Source organism: Aedoeadaptatus urinae (assembly GCF_900155585.1).
Classification (GTDB): domain Bacteria; phylum Bacillota; class Clostridia; order Tissierellales; family Peptoniphilaceae; genus Aedoeadaptatus; species Aedoeadaptatus urinae.
In genome coordinates this window covers 340,758-360,796 of sequence record NZ_LT707418.1, presented here as the reverse complement: position 1 = coordinate 360,796, position 20,039 = coordinate 340,758, and the positions used below count along the sequence as shown (strand labels likewise).

The following is a 20,039-nucleotide window of genomic DNA, read 5'->3' as shown; positions in this document are numbered from 1 at the left end:
AGTCGAGTTATGCCCATTAAACAAAAAAAGATGGCGGAGGGAGTCAAAGGCTTTGCCCTGTGCCTTATCTTACTATATATGGCCTTCAGCCGCGTATTTTTAGGCGGCCACTTAGGCTATCAGCTGCTCTTTGCACTGTTCGGATTTGAAACCTTCCGAAGCTATATTAAGGAAAAAACCTATCCGGGACCTTTTTTAGTCGAAAGGATTCGCAGCTTATGGCCGGAGCTTTTCGCCATGGTGACCGTAGTAACGGCTGTCTATGCGATTTTCTTTTACGCCGATCTGTCCATGGTTCGGGGACAGGCCCTGTGGTCACTACTGTTCGGCAATAATATTTTTCAAAGCCTCTTTGGTCATCCCTTGAGCATTGAACAGCCCTCGCCCTTCGGGCATCTGTGGTTTTTGTCTCTTTTGATGCAGTGCTATTTCATTTTTTCCCTGGTGATTTTAGGGAAGAAGACCCGGCAAAAAATTATTTCCGTGGCTTTTTTAGGCGGCGTTCTCAGCATCGTCTCCGCTCTCGTTATGGGCATCTTCGGCGGCTTGGATTTGGCGGAGGCCCGCATATTTTACAGCCCCGAAAGTCGACTCTTCAGCTTTTTTATTGTTTTTCCCGCCGTGGCCTATGAGCTTTTGGGCAAAGGACGGAGCCGCACGGTCAGCCGCGACATGTCCATGCTCGGCATTATTATCCTCTTCGTCATCTTCGTGCTCTTTATGGGCGAGGCGGCGCCGGCGTATCTGGGCGGGCTCTTTCTCACGAGCTTGTTGCTGAGCCTCTTCCTTCTGTTTCTGTTTCGCGACGGCAATGCCTTCGAAGCCGTCTTTCAATTTCCCCTCTTTACCATGTTAGGGGAGCGGGCTTTTTCCATTTACCTTTACAGCATGCCCGTGTTCTTTTTTATGAGCGCCTTGGGGGACAGGCTTCAATTAAGCGGTGGCCTTTGGATTCCCCTGGCCTTTATCGTCCTGCTCCTCGTGTCTCAAGCTTCATATTATATTTTCCGTGTCAAAGGTCTGTTTAACAAGCGGGCGTTTGGGATTTTGGCCGCCGTCTTCTGCGGGATCATGATCCTGAGCTACGCGACCCAGAGCCCGATGATCATGAAGCAGCAGAAGCGGGAAAAGGCAACGGTGAAAAAGGCGGTTACCGACGATAAAAAAGCCGATAAAAAGAAGGCATCCATTACGGAGCAGTTCGAGCCGTCAAACGAATTGGCCGCAGCCATCGAGCAGGTCAATGCCCAAAAGCCCTATTACAAATTAACCAACGAGGACTTGGGCAAGCTTCAGTCGCAAGAGGGACTCCTCTTAGGCGACGGCACCGCCCAATCGGCCCGTGAAGCCTATCTGCGCCTCATGCCCAATTTGCAGGTACAGGGATCGGATAATTTAAATCCCTCCTGGTACGTGTCGCGGATCAAGGAATACTCGGCGGACGGCCCCATTATTCTTCAAATCGGAAACGACGGCGCCCTGAACTTTGATGCCGTGGACGAAATCGTAAAGACCGCACAGGGCCGCCCCGTGTTTTTGTTTAATGTGGTGACGGATCCGCAATTCGAAGATAAAAACAACGACATCTTGCAGCGCATCGCCGACAAATACGCCAACGTCACCTTAATCGATTGGAACAAGGACGCCAAGAATCAAAGAAATTTTTACGACGAGGAAGGCCAATTAAAGGATCCGGCAAAGCGACTCATGTCTCACATGCTGGGCCACTGCTTGCTCTACAACAAGCCCGTGGCCACGGTGAAGCCCGACGACAAAGACGAAGAGAAGCACACGAAGACCGAAGATAATTTGGCAGCAAAAGAAAACGACGATGTCCCCGATATCGGGGATTCCCATTAGATAGGAGCATATTATGGAAAATGAAAAGTTTTATTGGGACAGAGAGGAAGAGCAAGAAGCCATTATGGGTTTTTCCGACGACTACAAGGCCTTTTTGGACCGGGCGAAAACCGAGCGCATGGCGGCGAAGGAAATCGTGCGTCTGGCGAAGGAAGCGGGCTACAAGGATTTTTATGCCGTGGATCAACTAAAGCGTGGCGACAGGATTTATTTCTTGAATAAGGAAAAATCCGTGGTCCTTTTCGATCTGGCCGGCGACCTGGAAGAGGGCATGGCCATTGTGGCAAGCCACATCGATTCGCCTCGCCTGGATGTAAAAGCGACGCCCCTTTACGAAGAGGAAAATGTGGCTCTGTTGAAGACTCATTACTACGGCGGCATCAAAAAATACCAATGGACGGCGATTCCCTTGGCCATTCACGGCGTCATCGTGACGAAGGACGGCAAAAAGCACGAAGTGAATTTGGGCTCCGATCCCGGCGATCCCATCTTTACCGTAACGGATCTCTTGCCTCACCTGAGCAAGTCGCAAAATAAAAAATCCCTGGCGGAAGGGGTTATCGGCGAAAATCTAAACGTCCTTTTCGGCCATCGTCCGCTGAACGGCTCCGTGGAAGAGGCCGTCGCCGACGAATTAAAGAAAAAATACGACATGGATCCCGACGATTTCGAAACGGCAGAGCTGGAAGTCGTGCCCGCCTTTAACGCCAGAGACCTGGGACTGGACCGTAGCATGGTGGCGGCTTATGGCCAAGACGACAAGGTCTGCGCCTACGCATCCCTGAGGGCGCAGCTGGAGGTAAAGGACCACACGAGAACCAGTGTCGCCATCTTTGCCGACAAGGAAGAGATCGGCTCCGTGGGCAACACCTCCATGAGCGCAAAGTATTTTGAAAACGCCGTGGCGGAAGTGCTCTACAAAATGGGCGTGGACTCCAATGTCATGGTGCGCCGGGCCCTGGCCAACAGCGTCGTTCTTTCCGCCGACGTGACGGCGGCGCTGGATCCCAACTATCCCGAGGTCATGGACAAGAAAAACGCCGCTCGCTTAGGCGAAGGCGTCTGCATGATGAAATACACCGGCGCCAGAGGCAAGAACTCGACCAACGACGCCAATGTGGAATTTATCGCCGCCCTTCGGGATCAATTTGCCAAGGACAATATTCTGTGGCAAACGGGGGAAATGGGCAAAGTCGACGAGGGCGGCGGCGGCACCGTGGCCTACATCCTCGCCGAAACCGGCGCTGAGGTCGTGGATCTGGGTACGGCGCTGTTCTCTATGCATGCGCCCATGGAAGTGGCGTCCAAAGCGGACATCTACTCCACCTACAGAGCCTATGGCAGCTTTTTAACTATGAAATAAAATCTTTTCTTTACACGCGGCTAACGGATATGTTATACTAGCGAAGTATCAGTTGGCCGAAGTGATGGAATTGGCAGACGTACTGGACTCAAAATCCAGCGGTGGCAACACCGTGCGGGTTCAAGTCCCGCCTTCGGCACCAAAATGAAATGGCGAAGCTGCAGATAATTGCAGCTTCGTCTTTTTTTGTGCGCTGATTTTCAAACAGAACCCGGTAGTGCTGTATTAAGCGGCTTTATGTCCACTAAACGGTAAGTATTATTTAGCCCCGGATTACGCGGGGAGACGATTGCTTAAAAAAGCTGTAAAGGCTTTTCCATGGCGACTCGTGTATAATAAAGGCAAGGAGGAGCCATGAATAAAAATACGATTTTAATAATAGATGGAAGCAGTTTGTTTTTCCGGGCCTTTTACGCCTTGCCTCTTTTGCAAACGAAGCGGGGGCTTTACACCAATGCGGTGTACGGCTTCGTCTCCATGATGGAAAATGCCGTGGAGCAAATAGATCCCGGGTATTTGCTCGTGTGCTTTGATCAAAAGGGCCGCACCTTCCGCCATGAACTCTACGAAGAGTACAAGGGTACGCGGCAAAAGACGCCGTCGGAATTAGACGAGCAGTGGCCCTATTTAATGAAGATTTTAAAGACCATGGGCATAAAAACCGTGGACTCCCCGGAATACGAGGCCGACGACCTGGCGGGCACGGCGGCGAAAATGGCCGCCGCCGAGGGGAAGAAGGTGTATCTGCTTACCGGCGACAGGGACTACTTCCAATTAATTGACGAGAACATTCACGTCCTCATGACGAAAAAAGGCATTACGAACTTGGAAGTTTACGATGTGGATCGAATCGAAAAGGAATACGGCATGACGCCGAAGCAGCTCATCGACCTCAAGGGGCTTATGGGAGATTCCAGCGACAATATTCCCGGCGTACCGGGCATCGGCGAAAAGACGGGGATGAAATTGATTCACGACTTTCATTCCATGGAAGGGGTCTACGAAAACCTCGACGCCATTACCGGCAAGAAGCGAAAGGAAAATCTGGAAGAGTTTAAGCAACAGGCCTTTTTGAGCAAAAAGCTGGGCACCATTATTACAACCATTCCTCTGGACTTTACCCTGGAGGATTTGGAGCGAACGCCCTACGACCTGGACGCTTTGCGGGATCTCTATACTCAGTATGAATTTTTCACCCTTTTGAAGCGCCTTCCCGATCAAGGGGAGGAAGAGGAGGCGGAGGCAAAGGACTTGCCCATCGCATCTATGGAGGATGCCGTGAAGGGGCTGGCGGGGGCCGACAAGGTGATGATCCACCTGATGACGGAGGGCAGGCCCTACTTCGGCGGCGAAGTGGATTACATCTGCCTTTCCGCAAAGGAAAAGGGCTTTATCGTCAAGTCTCCCGATGAACCGGATTTTCTGCGCCTGAAGGAAATTTTGGAAGACGACGATGTGACCATCGTGGGCAGCGACTTAAAGGATCTGTTTCTCTACGCCTTCCACTACGGCATGGAACCGAAAAACGTCGCCTTCGACGCATCCGTGGCCGAGTATTTGCTGGATCCGACGAAATCCAATTACGAGGCGTCTCATTTAATCGGTTTATACGAAAACCAAAGCATCGCCTCGCCGGATGATTTTTTAGGCAAGGGCAAGAGCAGAAAAGCCCTCCTCGATGCGGAAGAGGACGTCGTCGGCTATTTGTCCCGGTTGCACAAATTCCTTCCTAAGGTCATGGCGGCGCAGGAAGAAAAGTTAAAAGAGCTTCAAATGTGGGCGCTCTTTTCCACCATCGAAATGCCCTTGGTGGAAACCCTGGCCTCCATGGAACACGAAGGCATTCTCGTAGACGAGAAGGTCTTGGATGAAATCGGCGCCGATCTGGCGGATGAAATCCAAGGCTTGGAGGCCGCCATTTACGACGACGCCGGCAAAGAATTTAATATTAACAGCACGAAGCAGCTGGCGGAAATTTTATTCGAGGACCTGGGACTTACGCCCATTAAAAAAACGAAGACCGGCTTCAGCACCAATCAAGACGTGCTCGAGAAGCTTCGAAGCGAGCACGTGATCGTGGACCGCATATTAAAATATCGTCAGCTCGCCAAGATTCAGTCCACCTATGTGGAAGGGCTCAAAGCGGAAATCGCACCGGACGGAAAGATTCACTCCCAATTTCAACAGACCATTACGGCCACGGGAAGGATCTCATCCACCAATCCGAATCTACAAAACATTCCCATTAAGACCGACGCGGGCCGGCGCATTCGAAAGGCCTTTTTGCCCGGGGAAGGGGCGGAATTTATCGACGCCGACTATTCCCAAATCGAGCTACGTATTTTGGCCCACATTTCCGGGGATCCGGTGATGCAGAAGGCCTTCAAGGATGACGCGGACATCCACACCACCACGGCGTCTCAGGTCTTTCACGTGGACCCGAGCGAGGTTACGAGCCTCATGCGCTCTAGAGCCAAGGCGGTAAACTTCGGCATTGTCTACGGCATCAGCGACTACGGCCTGTCTCAGGACTTGGACATTTCCAGAAAAGAAGCCAAGGAATACATCGACAATTACCTGAAAAAATTCAGCGGCGTTCACCAATTTATGGAAGACATCGTGGAAACGGGGAAGGCCCAAGGCTATGTGGAAACCCTGTTCCATCGGCGGCGCTACATTCCCGAGCTGGCGGCGAAAAATTTCAGCGTCCGCTCCTTCGGCGAGCGGGTGGCGCTGAACATGCCTATTCAGGGAACGGCGGCGGACATGATGAAAAAGGCCATGGTGGCCGTGTACAGAAAATTAAAAGACGAAGGCCTGGACGCCAAGCTCCTGCTGCAGGTCCACGACGAATTGATTATCGAAGCGGATAAGAAGGAAGGGGAGCGGGTGAAAGAGCTTTTAGTCGAGACCATGGAATCGGCCTTGCCTCTGGCGATTCCCGTAAAGGTAGAAGTGGAAACGGGGGAAAATTGGTATGAATCAAAATAAAATCGGCATTACAGGCTCCATCGCCTCGGGAAAAAGCGTGTTGACCGCCTATCTTCTGGGGTTGGGCTATCCGGTGATCGACGCCGATGCCATTGCCGCGGATCTGGTGCGCCCGGAATCCGATACATTAAGACAAATCGCGGAAACATTCGGCGACGATGTGTTGCAACCCGACGGCGCTCTGGACCGGGACAAGCTGGGGCAGCTGGTCTTTAAGGACGAGGACGCCCGCCGCAAACTCAACGATCTGATGCACCCGGCCATTATCCGCGCCATGGTGGAGCTGTCCGAAAGCTTTCACGGCCTCGTGTTTTTCGATATCCCCCTGCTCTTTGAGGAGTACGACGCCATAAAGGCCAACGGGTTGGAATTCGACGCCATTTGGCTCGTGGATGCGAATGAAGAGGTACAGCTGGCCCGTCTCATGGCTCGCGATAACATCGACGAAGCCTATGCCAGGGAAAAAATCGCCTCGCAAATGCCCTTGGCTGAAAAGAAAAAACGGGCTCAGGCGATTTTCGACAATTCAGGGGACTTAATGAATCTATACAATCAGGTAGACGAGGCGTTGGAGGCGTGGACCGGTGAAAAAATGTAAGGGCTTCCTTATTCTGTTGTGCCTGCTGCTATTAACCTCCTGTTCCCTGGGAGGCTCGAAAAAAGTCGTGGAAGAAAAAGGAGCGGACAGTTCCGAGGGCGGCGGGACGCTCACCGTGCCACTAACCAATTTCGACACATTGAATCCGCTGCTCACGCAAAACCGCTCCTATTTTCAGTTGAGCCATTTGCTTTTCGATCGCCTCTTTGAATACGAGGGGAGCGGGCGATTGGTGCCCTCCATTGCCGAGCACGTGGAGACATCCGATGAGGGCCGCCGCGTCAGCGTTACACTGCGAAAAGACATTTACTGGCAAGACGGCACGCCCATTACGACGAAAGACGTAGCCGCTACCTTTAATGCCGTAAAGCACGCGCCGGAGGATTCGCCCTATCAGCAGCTGTTTCGACGAACTCCCGGCATCGGCGCCGGCACGAATTTGGATTCGGTGGCCAAGGCCGTCATCTTCGACGAGAGAAACATCGACTTCGAATTTAATCAAGCCTACGGCAATTACCTGGAGCTCTTAAGCTTTCCGATTTTGCCCGCCCATATCTATTCTGAAGAAGCCATGCTGGATCCGGAGGACTTCGACGTGGTAGGCTCCGGTCCCTTCCTTCTTAAAAAGCGGGAGAAGAACAAGAAGGTGTTCCTGGAGAAAAATCCCAACTACTACGGCAATCTGCCCTACGTGGATGAGATCGTGGGCTTAATCTTTCCCGATCAAGAAGCCATTCAACAGGCCTACGATGCGGGACAGATCGATCTTTTCGTCGTAGACGATTACACCTGGGATCGCTACAAGAGCGACGAAAAGAGCAAGGTGGAGCCCTTCGAAACCCAGCGAGTGGAAGTGGTGAGCATGAACACCCAAGACCCGATGCTGAAGGATGTGCAGCTGCGACGGGCCCTGGACCTCGCCATCAATAAGGAGCGAATTATCGACAGCCTCTACCTGTCTCAGGGCACCATGGCGAATTTCTTCATTAATCCGAAACTTTCCGCCGGCACCTTCTCTAAAGAGGAATCCTATTTAAGCGTGGACGGCGCCATGACTGTCCTGGATCGGGCGGGCTACAAAGACGTGGACGGCGACGGCTTCCGCGAGGGAAAAAACGGCGAGTCGCTGAATTTGACCATTCTCACCAACGGCGAAAATCACCGACTGAAGACCGAGGCGCAGCTGGTGTCCGAGGATCTCAAAAAAATCGGCATTCGCTCCCACGTGGCTTTTGCAGGAGGAAACGATACGCCGGCAGAAGGGGAGGACGCAGAGAAAAAGCAAGAGTCCCAAGCCGACAGCTATGCCCGCGCCCTTCAAAGCGGCGGCTACCAAATGGCCGTGGTGGGCATGGACTTTTCCGCTGTGGTGAATCTGTCTCAGGTTCTGTCCTCCGGCGGCATCGGCGGCATGAACATCAGCCGCTACAGCAATCCGGCCATGGACGAGGAGCTGAAAAATTTGGCTCACGCCCAAAAGGATTCCGAGCGCAAGGAATCCATTGACAAGATTTACAAAATCTTCCGCGACGACGTGCCTTATGTTCCCTTGGTCTTTAAGCAAAACGTCCTCGTCACCGGGCCTCGCGTCAATGGGCGCATGCGTCCCAATGCATTTTACGTTTTAAGAGGCATCGACGATGTGACCGTGGGAAAAAATCCTGCAAAAAAAACGACAAAAAAATAAAATCAGCCTCGTCGAGAAAATCGGCGAGGCTTTTTCTCGGCCAAAAGCAGTTTAAAAGATGCTTTCGATTCCTTAAAAAAAGATTTACAAAGGGTGATCACCTATGCTATAATCAATTCCTGTGATGAGCGGAGATGCTGGAATCGGCAGACAGGCATGTTTGAGGGGCATGTGTGAGTCATCACGTGAGGGTTCAAGTCCCTTTCTCCGCACCAACAAATCACAAGCGGCTCATGTAGATAAAATCTATGTGAGCCGTTTTTTATGACGAAGTTGTTTTATTTCTTATTTACAATAGCTTTAACCCATGTTATAATTATTTATCGTGAGCGGGAATGCTGGAATCGGCAGACAGGCATGATTCAGGATCATGTGTGAGTCATCACGTGGGGGTTCAAGTCCCTTTTCCCGCACCAAGGAAAGCCGCGCGTTCTCGTGCGGCTTTTTGTGTATCACGATTTCGGAGGTGGATCCAATGACGAATGCAGGGGAGAGAATGGAAGCCCTTGTGGACGAGGACAACTTGTATTTCATAGAAAAGAATCAATCGGCGGTGTCGGTTGCCACGGCAAAGATCGCGGAAAAGCCCACGGTCATCGCGGCCTTCGACCCGACGAAAAAGGGCGGAGCCTTAGGCTTTTTTGAAGGGCAGTCTTTGGTGCGTGCCGTCGCTATTGCGAAGGAAGGAGGCGCGCCCTTGGTGATCCTTTGTCAGTCGGCGGGGGCGGACATGAGCGACGGCCAGCTGTCTCTTTCCGCGGCGGGCTCCGTATTTCGCGCCCTGCACAATTTGGACACACCGAAGCTGTTTTTATCCTACGGAACCTGTGTCGGCGCGGCGGCCTACATGGCGGAGCTTTGCGACATGGTCTTCGCCGTGAAGGGGCAGGCGGCCTTGTGTCTCACCGGGCCGAAGATCGTCGCCAAGGCGATTTACGAAGAGACGACGCTTTCGGCTATGGGCGGCGCCGAGGAAGGGGCGAAGCGGGGCCTGGTTCATTTTCCCGCAGACAACGAAGAGGAGATGGCGGAGGACTGCCGGCGCGTCATGGCTTTTTTAAGACAGAAGCAGGGGACAGCAATGGACAGTTTGCCCGTCGGCGATTCGGTGAGCATGGAAGCTCTGATCCGCGGCATCATCGACGAGGAAAGCGCCATTTCTTTTTGGAGAGAATGGGCGCCTTCCGCCATCACGCTTTTTGCGCGGATCAAGGGGATGCGAGTCGGCATCTTTGCCAATAATCCATCCGTGGCGGCGGGGGTGTTGGATAAAGGGGCGGCGGAGAAGGCGGCGGCCTTTTACTCTCTCGCCGAGCGCTTTCATCTTCCCGTCATCAGCTTGGCGGACACCCCGGGCTTTTTGCCGGGCACACAGTCGGAGGAAGAAGACGTCCTCGGCGGCGGCAGGCGGATGCTCGATGCCTACCTTCGCCACCGAGAAAAGAAGGCGACGGTGGTCGTGGGCAAGGTCCTCGGCGGCGCCTACATGGCCATGGGATGTAAGGAAATGGGTGCCGACGCTTACTTCGCGCTGAAGCAGGCGAGTATCGGTGTCATGGGCGCGGAGCTTGCCATGACCATCCTTCATTTAACGAATAAAAACCTGGAGAGCTATAAATCCATGCACCTGTCCGCCGAGGCGGCGCAAAAAAGCGGCTTGGTCGATGCAGTCCTGACGCCTACGGATTTAAGAGAAAGATTATGGGAGGTGTTGTCGTGATTGTGCGTGCGCCCTTGCCGGGAAAAATTATTCGCCTTTATTTAAAGCCTCACGAGTACGCTTCAAAAGGGCAATTGCTTTTAACCATGGAGAGCATGAAGATGACCTTGCCCGTCCATTCTCCCGAGGCGGGAGAAATTGTTTATGAGGTCGGCGAAGGCGACATCGTGATGCGAGGGGAAATCATTACCCGCATCTTTCCCTCATAAAATTTTTTACTAGAAAAATTTAAAAAAAACAAAAACCGTGTCGGCCCTATATTTTCCCCGTTGCAGGCGAATTGGGGCCGCATTTTATACGTTCGTTTTTGACAAATACTAGATTTTTCATAATGATTTTGATAAGATAGGGAAGGATGAAACCTGAAGAGCCGAGGACAGGCAGCTATCGTTGCGGTCTGTTTTGTTGCAGGCAAAAACGCTTGCCCGGCGATTCATTTCCTAGAATGCAAGGGGTGAAAGAATGGCAAAGACGAATCTCACTTTTTCTGTGGGCGGCGTTCATTTTGATGAACACAAAGAGCTGTCAGAAGGAGTCGCAATTGAAGTTCTGCCTTCGCCGAAGTTGGTCCGTATTCCCATGAGCCAACACATCGGTGCACCGTGTAAGCCTACTGTTGCCGTAGGCGATCACGTATTAAGAGGGCAAATTGTCGGTAATTCCGACGCGTTTATTTCCGCGGCCGTACATAGCAGTGTATCGGGCGATGTAGTAGCCATTGAAAAAGGTTATGCAGCAAACGGTATGTACACGGATATGGTCGTTATCGAAAACGACGGCAAGGACGATATGGATCCTTCCGTTAAACCGGTAGAAAACTACAAAGATATGAGCATTGACGACATTGTCGCCCTGGTAAAAAATGCCGGTATCGTCGGCATGGGTGGCGCAGGTTTCCCGCTTCACGCAAAGCTGAAGAGCGACGATCCTGCACTGGATGTCGTTATTTTGAATGGGGCGGAATGTGAACCCTTCCTGACCTGTGACCACCGCTTGATGCTGGAACAGGCCGACGAATTGTTCGCATCCTTAAAGCTGTTCCAAGATCTTTATCACACGGACGAAGCTTATCTGGCCATCGAACAAAACAAACCGGATGCCATTGAAAAGGCGAACGAAATGGTCGCAACCAAATATCCGACCTTAAAGGTCGCTACCATGAAGACCAAATATCCTCAAGGGGACTCCAAACGGCAATCGGAAGCGGTCTGCGGTCGTATTGTTCCGCAAAACGGCGTTACCAATGACGTGGGCGTATTCTTAACCAATGTGCAAACGTCGAAGGCCTATTACGATTTAATCGCCAAGGGCATGCCCTCCATCGAACGGATCATTACCGTTTCCGGCTCCGGCATCGAACATCCGAAGAACCTTTTGGTTCGCATCGGCACGCCGGTTCAAGATATTTTGGACTACTGCGGCGTAAAAGACAATGTCATCGAATACATTTGCGGCGGCCCCATGACCGGCAAATCCATTTTCGATTTCACATCGCCGATCACGAAGACTACCTCCGGCATATTAGCCTTTACCGACGTCGAAATCGACGATTCCAAGGAAGGCCCCTGTATCCAATGCGGTCGTTGCGTGGATCACTGCCCGGCCAACATTAATCCGACGCGAATTAACGCTTCGATTCTGAGAAACCGAATTGACAAATGTCAGGAATACCATGCGGATCAATGCATGGAATGCGGCATTTGCTCTTTTGTGTGTCCCGCAAAACGCTATTTAAGCGAATCGACCAAGCTTGCTAAACGCGAAGTCCGCGCCAATGCCCGTAAATAATAGGAGGTAGTCATGGAAAACAATGTAAAAACCAAATCTCCTAGTTTACAAGGAGATGGACGCTTCGTACAATTAGCGCCCCATATTCGTTCCAACGACTCGGTCACCAAGATTATGCGCGATGTGCTCATCGCTATGGCACCGGCTGTCGTCGGCAGTGTGTACTTCTTCGGAATGCAGGCACTTATTATTTATTTAATCAGCCTCGTTTGCTGCGTAGGCAGTGAATTTATTTTCCAAAAAGTAACGAAAAAGGAATCTCAAATCGGCGACTTATCCGCCGCTGTTACCGGCATCCTGCTCGCCATGAACATGCCCGCAGGTGTGCCCTGGTACGTGCCCGCCATTTCGTCGATCTTTGCCATCGTCATCGTCAAGGAAGCCTTCGGCGGTATCGGCGGCAACTTCGTCAACCCGGCTCTGGCCGGTCGTGCCATGGCGATGCTGTCCTGGCCCGCACTCATGGCTACCTACACGGCACCTGCCATGGCTAAAGTGGCTGAAACCGCAGATGCCGCATCGGCAGCAACGCCTCTTAACATCATCAAGGCCGGCGAACACTTAGATGCCCTCCCTCCGTTAAAAGATATGTTTATCGGTAACATCGGCGGGGTCATCGGTGAAACATCCGCCATTCTCTTGTTAATCGGCGCCTGCTACTTATTGGTACGCAAGGTCATCGACTGGAAGATCCCCGTCATCTACATCGCGACGACGGCTGTTTTCCTCTTGGTCTTCGGCTTAAGCGCAGACCTGCTTCCTTACGAGCTTCTTGGCGGCGGCTTGTTCCTCGGCGCATTCTTTATGGCGACCGACTACAGCTCCACACCGCAAGGGGTTAAGGGAAAGATTATTTTCGCCATCGGCTGCGGCATCATTACGGCCGTCATTCGTATGAAAGGCAATATGGCGGAAGGCGTGTCCTACTCCATCCTGGTTATGAACGTAGCAAGCCCCTTGATCGAACGTTTGACAAAAACGGAAGCATATGGGGAGGCAAAGTAAATGAAAAATTATCTTAAAACAGGTCTTGTCCTCCTGGTTATCTCCGCTATAGCGGCAGGACTATTGGCTGTTGTCAACAGCTTTACTTCTGAAGTTATTGCCAAAGCCGAATTTGAAAAATCCGTTCAAGCCTATCAAGAAATTTACGGCGACAAAGCCGATACATTTGAGCCCCTGGACGAATCGAAAAAAGCGGCTCTCGTCGAAAAATACAAAGACATTCAAGATGTTTTCGTAGCGAAAAAAGGCGACGAAATCGTCGGCTACGGTATCAATCACACGGCAAATGGCTATGGCGGCGCCATGACCAATGCCATCGGCCTTTTAAATGACGGAACCATTGCCGGTTTCAGAAACATTCAAAATGCCGAAACGCCCGGTATCGGTACTCAAATTACCGAATCGCCTTACTTCGAACAATTCGCAGGCAAGTCCTATAAGAACGGCGAAGTGAAGGGAAACAAAGATCCGAAAGCCGAAGATGAAATTCCGATGATCAGTGGCGCGACCATATCATCTACCGCCGTACTCAATGGGATCAATTCCATTCTTCCCGCTTACAAAGAAATCAGCGCACAGTAGGGGGTAGTCATGAATTTAGGAAAAGTTTTTTCAAATAGTATTTTCAAGAACAATCCGATCTTTATGCAAATGATCGGCCTGTGTTCGGTATTGGCCATCAGTACCGCCGTCTCCTCGGCCATCGCCATGGGTGTTGCGGTAACCTTCGTGTTGATCTGTTCCAATGCCGTCGTCAGTATGTTAAGAAACTTCATTCCGAACAACGTTCGGATTCCGGCGTTTATCGTCGTCATTGCAGCCTTTGTAACCTTAGTTGAAATGGTTCTGCACGCATACAGCCCTGCGATCTACAACGCATTAGGTATCTTCTTGCCTTTGATCGTCGTTAACTGCTGTATCTTAGGTGAAGCGGAAGGCTTTGCTTACCAAAACAAAGTTATTCCCTCTATCGTCGATGGTTTAGGAACGGGCATCGGCTATCTTTTGGCCATGTTGTCTATGGCCCTGGTCAGAGAATTACTCGGTCACGGCACGCTTTTAGACATGCAAATCTTCCCTGAATCCTATCCCGGTATCGGAATTTTCACTTCCCCCGCCGGTGCATTTATCCTTTTAGGTCTGTTGATTGCCCTCTACCGCGGCATCATGGCTAAAAGAGCGTAGGGAGGTAAACTATGTCAACGATTATTACGATTCTTATATCGACCATTTTAGTTAACAACTATATTTTCGCGAAATTCCTCGGGATCTGCCCCTTCCTGGGCGTTTCCTCGAAGACGGAAACCGCAACGGGCATGGGCGTCGCCGTTACCTTCGTCGTCGTCATTGCATCGGCGGTTACTTGGTTGCTTCAACATTTCGTCTTAAATGTATTCGGCTTGGAATACTTACAAACCATCGTGTTCATTCTCGTTATCGCGTCCTTGGTACAATTTGTAGAAATGTTTATTAAAAAATCATCTCCCTCATTGTACTCCGCCATGGGCGTGTTCTTACCCTTGATTACCACCAACTGTATGGTACTGGGTGTCACCGTTTTGAACATTCAAAGTGATTTCAATCTTTTCGAAGCCATTATTAACGGTTTAGGTGCTTCCTTAGGTTTCACCTTGGCGCTGCTTTTATTAAGTGCACTTCGTGAACGCATGGAAATCATGCCGATTCCGAAACCGTTACAAGGTGTCCCGATTGCGCTGATTAGTGCCGGCTTAATGGCCATCGCCTTTATGGGATTCCAAGGATTAGTATAGGGGGCGATTCACGTGAATGCACAAAACGTAATTTATGCGGTTATTATTTTAGGCGTGTTGGGTCTTCTGCTCGGTGTCTTGTTGGCTTTTGCCGATAAGGTTTTTGCCGTCGACATGGACCCCCGCGTCGTCAATGTATTAGATGCGCTGCCCGGCGCCAACTGCGGGGCTTGCGGCTTCCCCGGCTGTGCCGGGATGGCCAACGCCATTGTAGCCGGCGACGCACCGGTAAACGGATGCGCCATCGGCGGGCAAGAAGTGGCTGAAAAAGTGGCAGAAATCATGGGACAAGCGGCAGGCGATGTGGAAAAACAAGTGGCCGTCGTTCGTTGCCAAGGGGACTGCGACAAATCCAAAAACAAATACGAATATAGCGGTATGGTGGATTGTCGCCTTATCGGCGATTACGCTCGCGGCTCCAAGGGCTGTGCTTCCGGCTGCTTAGGCGGCGGCACCTGCGTCAGCGTCTGTGAATTCGATGCCATCCACGTTAAAAATGGCATCGCTTCCGTCGACAAGGAAAAATGTGTGGCATGTAGAAAATGTATCGACATTTGCCCGAAGAAGATTATCGGCCTCATGCCCTACAAACAACAAACGGAAGTTAAATGTTCGACCCACGATCCGGGCAAAGTGGTACGCACCAATTGCTCCATCGGATGTATCGCTTGCGGTCTTTGCGAACGGAATTGTCCGAAAGACGCCATCCACGTCGAAGACAATTTGGCAAGGATCGACTATTCGAAATGCATCAACTGCGGTATTTGCGCATCGAAGTGCCCCACCGGCGCCATCTTTGTAGAATATCCCGAACGGGTTGAAAAAATGAAAGAAAAAGAAAGACAAAAGAAATTGAAAGCTGCTGAAGAAAAGAAAGCAGCCGCCGCTCAACAGGCAGCTGAAAAAGAAAAAGTCGTCGCCGCAGACGACAACAGCAAAGTTCATTAAGATTTTGTCTTGAGAAGAGAACAGTGTCGACCTCCCGTCGGCGCTGTTTTTATGTGCGAAAAACCGCCGATGCTTTTATTTTTTAACATGCTATAATGTAAATAAGTAAAAGTGAGGAGGTTGTTATGAAGCGTTACCTGTCGATTTTTCTTTTGCTCTGTTTGATCACAGGCTGTGTGAGCGGAAAGGGCAGCCCCATCCCGCGGCAGAGCTACAACCCGCAGTGGAGTGTGCCGAAACGCGTGGTTCACAGCGTGTTTGACGGCACCGTCGGGAAGACGAAGTTTTACAAAAAGCGCGTTATGAAAAAAGCCATGGTCCCCCTTTACGACGAGATCCTAACCGGGCAGGCGCCGTATCTCGTGGAAGATCTGGGTGACTCCGTCATGGAACGACGGGTCACGTCCATGACCATGGATCCGAATATCCGATTTACATTTTACGACGACAGACATTTTAATTTTCCCCTCTTGATAATCTCCAATCGAATCGAGGAGAACTACATTTTCTGTATCGTGCAATTTTTCTCCGACGGCAGCTACGCCACATTTAACACCTTGGAGCCTTATGCCCAAAGCATTTTATCCACGGGCCTTTACACCGACGCCGACGGCAGGCTCTACATCGACGACGTCTTCGATGGCACTATTTACGAGCTCAATGTGGTGGACGGCGTATTGAAGATCAACTACGGTTATTCCGCCAACGGCAAGGGCTTTGCCACGCTCCATGACGTGGATTTCTCAGGCGGCGAAGGGAGGCCCTATCCCAGTGACCTTTATCCCGATGGAAGTGATGTGTTTTCGAAGATTCAAATCGTAGAGGAAACCAAAGAGCCCTTTAATGCGCAGGACATGGAGAACTTCAGAAACAGCCTAAAGCCTATAGAGGTTCTGGATTTTAACGAGGATAATTTCGAACAAATCGCCTCCCGTTATCTGAACGATATGCCCGAAAAGAAGAGCAAGCCCGATAGCGGTAATGACGAAAAAGCCATTCGCCAATTTGCGGCGGACAATTTCTCCATTTACACCACCGAAAGCGGGAAGGAATGCTTGTGGATTCACGACTACGACAACAACGGCAAGCTCGCCGCCTACGCCATTGTGCAGAATGGTGACGGCTTAAAGCTTATTTATATCGATGAAAATTTACAGCCCCGGGAAGTTCGCAATGTGGACGAAGACAGATTTGACGACGACCCCCATCTCTTGGCGGCGGGGAAAGATGCTTATCTCTATCTGAGAAAGTTGTTCACTACGGGCGGCACGGGCTATCTCTATGGCGTCAAGGACAACGAGGTCTACGAGCCGGATATTTCCTCCCACATCGATATTTTCGATAAAATCGGCGAGCATTTCGTCAATAACGAAACCTACTTGGAAATGTCCGAAACCGGCGGCGTGCGCAAGGAAAGAGAAACGACCTACGACTACGATCAAAAGAGCCGCCAATTTGTGAAAGCGGGAAAAGGAAAAGACGCCGCAGACAAGGGCGGGTCCGTCAACGTGCGCATCAACGGCAAGGACGTAGGTGCGGTAAATGTCATTCGAAAAGACGGCGTCAATTACTATCCCGTCGGCGAGATGAACTTGCTATGCGTGAAAAACTTTTCCGATCCCAAAACACCTGCAGATCGACTTACCGGCATATACAGCGATCCCTCGACTTATTGTAAGGATACCGGAGACGGTACGTCCTGGTATGTGGTGGCCTGGCCTAGTGAAGGAGACGAGTTTTTCGCCGTGTATTTCGCTGAGAAGAATCTCGTCATCAGCACAGACGAACTTTACTACGCGCCAGAGGGGACCTATGAATATTTTAGGCCCAAGAATAAGCCTTTTGTTAAAGACGGTGTTCTCTATATGGATATGGAGGCATTAGAAATAATGTTCTCATTTGATTCCGGTGAGGAAAAAGATAGCGTTATTATCAAGGAGAGAAAATACGATCCGAGAAGATGGCAAAGGATTACGGCACCGGGTTACGATGAAGTGTTTGAACTGGTAGAAAACGAATTTTAATGTCCTTAGGAATTAACGAAAGCATAACGGAGTCAGAAAGCCTCGGCAATATTTCATGCCGGGGCTTTTGTTTTTCCCATAGAGCCTTTCTTTTTCCACCGCCTATCTATGGTATAATTAAATGTTGAAAAAGGGGGAGCTATGAACAGAACCGATGTGATCATTGCCATCGTCATCTTGGCTGTGGCCCTGGGCCTGGGGGCGACGCAGCTCGTGCCGAAAAAGGAAGCGGCCCACGTCTACGTCAGCGTGCAGATCGACGGCAAAGAAGTAAAAAAGATTCCCATGGACGCAGCCCATAGGGGAAAGACCTATACATTTCACGCCCATGGCGGTACGAACAAGCTACACATCGACGAAAAGGGGGCGCGCATGACCGAGGCCGATTGCCCCGACGGCATCTGCTTAAAAATGGCGCCAATCAAACGGCCCGGTGAGATGATCGTCTGTTTGCCCCACCGCATTATCGCGGAGATTAAAAGCGACGAGACCCCCACCATGGATGTATTGTTGAGGTAAAGATGGACTTACGTAAACAAATTTTTTTAGGATTGATGGTCGCCATCGCCGTGGCTATCGGCTTCATCGAAACCATGGTGCCCCTGCCCGTGCCCCTGCCCGGTGCGCGGCTTGGCCTGTCCAATGTGGTGATCCTCACCACCATCGTGGTCTTCGGACCCAAGGAAGGCTTCGTCGTCGCCATATTAAAAAGCGTGCTGCTCATGCTCGTCACCGGCAATGTCACCAGCTTTTTTTACAGCGGCACCGGCGCCTTGCTGTCTTCTTTGGCCATGATTCTCTCTCTGAAGACCATTAAGAGCGCATCCTTAATCGGAATCAGTTTTATCGGTTCCTTCTTTCACAATTTGGGACAGGTCGCCACGGCCATCATCATGGTGCATAATATGGGCCTGCTGACCTACCTTCCTCTCTTACTTATCTTAGGATTATTTACGGGATACTTTGTCGGCTTGACGGCCATCTACGCCAGCCGCCACTTGGAAACGATCGGAGTGCGTCTATGAGTCTTGTCTTGGCATCGTCATCTCCCCGCAGAAAAAAACTGCTGTCGGACGCGGGCTTAAGCTTTGAAATCGAAAAACCCGCCTACGACGAAAGGCATCTGCGCCTGTCGTCGCCGGAAATTTACACCATGCAGTTGGCCTATCAAAAGGCCATGAGTGTGAAAGACAAACGGCCCGACGATACCGTCGTCGCCGTGGATACGGTGGTGGTTTCAGAGGGCAAGATTTTAGGCAAGCCTAAGGACCGCGCCGATGCCGAAGCCATGCTTTCGGCTTTAAGGGGGCAGGTCCACGAGGTGATCAGCGCCTACTGTATTTTAGGCGAGGAGAAGTACGTGGACTACGATCTGTCCCGAGTGCGCTTCGAAGATTTTTCCGACGAGCAGATGAAGGCCTATTTAGATAAAAACACGTACTCGGACAAGGCCGGCGCTTACGGCGTGCAGGACATCGACGAGTTTAAAATTACGGTGGAGGGCGCCATGGATACGGTCATCGGCATGCACGTGGACTCCATTGTCAAGCGGCTGAAAGGAGGGAGAGATGGAAGATAAAAGGGAAAAGAAAAAACTTTTAGACTACGACCTCGCCACTTTGCCGGAAGAAAAGCTTCTGACCTACGGCGCAGAGGCCCTGTCGGACAGCGAGCTCTTGGCTCTGTTTTTGCGAACGGGCACGGAGGGGAGAACCGCCATCGAAGTAGCGCAGGACATTATCGACAGCCTGGAGAGAAAATCTCCTTCGAGGCAAGGATTGACCTGCCTCTTTACAGGAACCTACGACGATTTTCTTTCCGTCAAGGGCATCGGCAAGAGCAAGGCCGCCCGCCTGGTGGGCATGGTGGAAATGGCCCGCCGCATGCGCCGCCCCATGGGACAAGCCGTGCCCTTAAATACGCCGAAGGCCATTGCGGATTTCGTTATGGACGATCTCATGGGCCTGCAGCACGAGGAGTTTCGCGTCATTGGCCTGAATGTGAAGAAGCAGCTACAATTTGTGGAGTGCATTTCCAGAGGCACCTTGGACTGCACCGTGGTTCATCCTCGGGACGTCTTTCAAGGGGCCATCGGCAAGAAGTGTCATTCCATCGCATTGGTACATAATCACCCGGCGGGCAATCCCAGACCCTCTTCCGAAGACCGAAGCCTCACCGAACGCCTCAAGCGTGCGGGCGAGCTGCTGGGCATTCCCGTGGTGGATCATATTATTGTCGGTGATCACAGTTTTTATAGTTTTTTAGAAGATGGAGCGTTATAGT

The 20,039-nt window shown here is 51.2% G+C and carries 18 protein-coding genes and 3 tRNA genes; all 21 read left to right on the top strand.

From position 1 onward, the window contains the following. Window positions 1-9: 9 nt before the first annotated feature. The 21 genes from BQ7397_RS06960 to radC all read left to right on the top strand — a co-directional run bounded on the left by BQ7397_RS06960 (window position 10) and on the right by radC (window position 20,038). Window positions 10-1,860 (top strand): acyltransferase family protein, encoded by a 1,851-nt coding sequence (locus BQ7397_RS06960; protein ID WP_077075387.1) that lies wholly within the window; start codon window positions 10-12, stop codon window positions 1,858-1,860. Window positions 1,861-1,873: 13 nt separating this feature from the next. Continuing rightward, on the top strand, window positions 1,874-3,223 hold the full coding sequence (locus tag BQ7397_RS06955) for an aminopeptidase (protein WP_077075386.1): 1,350 nt from the start codon (window positions 1,874-1,876) through the stop codon (window positions 3,221-3,223). A 55-nt stretch (window positions 3,224-3,278) separates the two neighbouring features. Next, window positions 3,279-3,365, top strand: a tRNA-Leu gene (locus tag BQ7397_RS06950). Window positions 3,366-3,577: 212 nt separating this feature from the next. Further along, a complete protein-coding gene (polA, locus tag BQ7397_RS06945) occupies window positions 3,578-6,214 on the top strand; it encodes a DNA polymerase I (protein WP_077075385.1) in 2,637 nt (878 codons plus the stop codon). Then, a complete protein-coding gene (gene coaE, locus BQ7397_RS06940) occupies window positions 6,201-6,812 on the top strand; it encodes a dephospho-CoA kinase (RefSeq protein ID WP_077075384.1) in 612 nt (203 codons plus the stop codon). Before polA ends, coaE begins: the two co-directional genes overlap by 14 nt. Continuing rightward, window positions 6,799-8,499, top strand: coding sequence for an ABC transporter substrate-binding protein (locus BQ7397_RS06935; protein WP_077075383.1), 1,701 nt, complete (start codon window positions 6,799-6,801; stop codon window positions 8,497-8,499). Before coaE ends, BQ7397_RS06935 begins: the two co-directional genes overlap by 14 nt. 128 nt (window positions 8,500-8,627) lie before the next feature. Beyond that, window positions 8,628-8,714, top strand: a tRNA-Leu gene (locus BQ7397_RS06930). A gap of 114 nt (window positions 8,715-8,828) precedes the next feature. Then, window positions 8,829-8,915: transfer RNA gene (locus BQ7397_RS06925), tRNA-Leu, on the top strand. Between the two features lie 59 nt (window positions 8,916-8,974). Further along, the gene (locus tag BQ7397_RS06920; protein ID WP_077075382.1) at window positions 8,975-10,219 is read left to right on the top strand and encodes a carboxyl transferase domain-containing protein; all 1,245 of its coding nucleotides are present in this window, start codon (window positions 8,975-8,977) and stop codon (window positions 10,217-10,219) included. Then, the gene (locus tag BQ7397_RS06915) at window positions 10,216-10,428 is read left to right on the top strand and encodes an acyl-CoA carboxylase biotin carboxyl carrier protein subunit (RefSeq protein WP_077075381.1); all 213 of its coding nucleotides are present in this window, start codon (window positions 10,216-10,218) and stop codon (window positions 10,426-10,428) included. The genes BQ7397_RS06920 and BQ7397_RS06915 overlap by 4 nt, the downstream gene beginning before the upstream one ends. A 253-nt stretch (window positions 10,429-10,681) precedes the next feature. Further along, the gene (gene rsxC, locus BQ7397_RS06910; RefSeq protein ID WP_077075380.1) at window positions 10,682-12,007 is read left to right on the top strand and encodes an electron transport complex subunit RsxC; all 1,326 of its coding nucleotides are present in this window, start codon (window positions 10,682-10,684) and stop codon (window positions 12,005-12,007) included. Between the two features lie 12 nt (window positions 12,008-12,019). Continuing rightward, complete coding sequence (locus tag BQ7397_RS06905) at window positions 12,020-13,012, top strand: RnfABCDGE type electron transport complex subunit D (RefSeq protein WP_077075379.1); 993 nt, start codon at window positions 12,020-12,022, stop codon at window positions 13,010-13,012. Next, window positions 13,013-13,594: an RnfABCDGE type electron transport complex subunit G gene (locus BQ7397_RS06900; RefSeq protein ID WP_068457604.1), complete on the top strand. Its 582-nt coding sequence runs from the start codon at window positions 13,013-13,015 to the stop codon at window positions 13,592-13,594. It abuts the gene before it with no gap. A gap of 9 nt (window positions 13,595-13,603) precedes the next feature. Further along, window positions 13,604-14,197 carry an electron transport complex subunit RsxE gene (rsxE, locus tag BQ7397_RS06895; RefSeq protein WP_077075378.1) on the top strand — a complete coding sequence of 198 codons (594 nt, stop codon included), beginning with the start codon at window positions 13,604-13,606 and terminating at the stop codon, window positions 14,195-14,197. Between the two features lie 11 nt (window positions 14,198-14,208). Continuing rightward, window positions 14,209-14,784 (top strand): electron transport complex subunit RsxA, encoded by a 576-nt coding sequence (rsxA, locus tag BQ7397_RS06890; RefSeq protein ID WP_068457610.1) that lies wholly within the window; start codon window positions 14,209-14,211, stop codon window positions 14,782-14,784. A 12-nt stretch (window positions 14,785-14,796) separates the two neighbouring features. Then, window positions 14,797-15,732, top strand: a complete 936-nt coding sequence (locus BQ7397_RS06885) for an RnfABCDGE type electron transport complex subunit B (protein ID WP_077075377.1) — start codon at window positions 14,797-14,799, stop codon at window positions 15,730-15,732. 125 nt (window positions 15,733-15,857) lie between these two features. Further along, window positions 15,858-17,756, top strand: a complete 1,899-nt coding sequence (locus BQ7397_RS06880; protein ID WP_077075376.1) for a hypothetical protein — start codon at window positions 15,858-15,860, stop codon at window positions 17,754-17,756. Window positions 17,757-17,897: 141 nt separating this feature from the next. Further along, window positions 17,898-18,275 (top strand): NusG domain II-containing protein, encoded by a 378-nt coding sequence (locus BQ7397_RS06875; RefSeq protein WP_077075375.1) that lies wholly within the window; start codon window positions 17,898-17,900, stop codon window positions 18,273-18,275. Between the two features lie 2 nt (window positions 18,276-18,277). Then, window positions 18,278-18,781, top strand: a complete 504-nt coding sequence (locus BQ7397_RS06870) for a Gx transporter family protein (protein WP_077075374.1) — start codon at window positions 18,278-18,280, stop codon at window positions 18,779-18,781. Further along, window positions 18,778-19,335 (top strand): Maf family protein, encoded by a 558-nt coding sequence (locus BQ7397_RS06865; protein ID WP_077075373.1) that lies wholly within the window; start codon window positions 18,778-18,780, stop codon window positions 19,333-19,335. The genes BQ7397_RS06870 and BQ7397_RS06865 overlap by 4 nt, the downstream gene beginning before the upstream one ends. Continuing rightward, window positions 19,325-20,038, top strand: coding sequence for a RadC family protein (gene radC, locus BQ7397_RS06860; RefSeq protein ID WP_077075372.1), 714 nt, complete (start codon window positions 19,325-19,327; stop codon window positions 20,036-20,038). Before BQ7397_RS06865 ends, radC begins: the two co-directional genes overlap by 11 nt. Window position 20,039: the final 1 nt, after the last annotated feature.